The 644-nt window shown below is 30.3% G+C and carries 1 pseudogene; it reads right to left on the bottom strand.

What is annotated here, in order from left to right:
• Positions 1-449: 449 nt before the first annotated feature.
• Positions 450-644: pseudogene (locus V7024_RS21720) on the bottom strand (two-component sensor histidine kinase); the annotation flags it as partial.

The following is a 644-nucleotide window of genomic DNA, read 5'->3' as shown; positions in this document are numbered from 1 at the left end:
CCTTTGATAAACAATTCAACGGTCACCTTACTTCCCCTCCGATCTTAATACTATCCTTTTAAATTTCTAAGTCACGATTGCGTTCGTATTGAGCTGTAATCAACACAATATTCAAAATACTATTATAACATTTCCTTCATATTTTCAATGAACCTTTTACTGACTTGTTCTATGACTTGTTCTAATCGGGGTATAAGGTTAGTTAAAGAAGAAAAAAGATACACCACTATATAATTAGTGATGTACCTTTTTTAATATAAAGTGTAACATTATAGACAATTTCAAAGTACGCTTTATATTTTTTTTTCGACTGCGGTAAAGCAAAATATAGTCCCATCTTTAGGTTCTTACGCACTTTTGGTGACGATTCAAAAATTGTACGTATTAAAGAAAAGCCAAAGTCTCGCTTGAACTCATTTCCACTCTGAAGTTTCATAAAAAACGAACAATTATATTGTCAATTGAAAATTCTTTCGTTGTTTCACCAAATATACGTAAGAACCATCTTTATTTGACTGTAAAGTATATTTAATATTGAGCAGTCTAGATATATCCTCAATTATTTTTAATCCAAGTCCCGTACTTTTACCATTCATATCAAAGCCAATTCCGTTATCCCTAATAGAAACAACATTATTTTCAAT

It is taken from the genome of Bacillus sp. JJ864 (assembly GCF_036963045.1).
Classification (GTDB): domain Bacteria; phylum Bacillota; class Bacilli; order Bacillales; family Bacillaceae_G; genus Bacillus_A; species Bacillus_A pseudomycoides_C.
The sequence above is the reverse complement of the archived record's forward strand: the minus strand, read 5'-3'. Positions and strand labels throughout refer to the sequence as shown.